At 64.3% G+C, this 294-nt stretch carries 1 pseudogene; it reads left to right on the top strand.

Going from position 1 to position 294, the window contains the following annotated elements:
- Positions 1-51 precede the first annotated feature (51 nt).
- Positions 52-294, top strand: a pseudogene (locus tag SB765_RS28945) (two-component sensor histidine kinase); the annotation flags it as partial.

Here is a 294-nt window from a genome sequence, read left to right on the forward strand (position 1 = left end):
ACCTGCTGGCTGCCCATGTCTGCTGTGCTTGCTGAGCGGCGTTGGCGCCTGCTGCCACGCTCGCTGCTGGGGCGCATGCTGCTGCTGACCTTGCTGGTGGTACTGCTGGCGCAGGGCTTGTCCAGCGTCATCTGGGTCGCCCAGCTACGTGCCAGCCAGTTGCAAGGCTTGCGCGCCAGTGCCGGCAGCCTGGCCCATTCGATGAGTGCCAGCGTCAGTTATTTCCGTTCTTTGCCAGTGGCCTATCGGCCGATGGTGCTGGACCAGTTGCGCAGCATGGGCGGTACGCGTTTT

It is taken from the genome of Pseudomonas sp. SIMBA_067, assembly GCF_046534675.1.
Classification (GTDB): Bacteria; Pseudomonadota; Gammaproteobacteria; order Pseudomonadales; family Pseudomonadaceae; genus Aquipseudomonas; species Aquipseudomonas putida.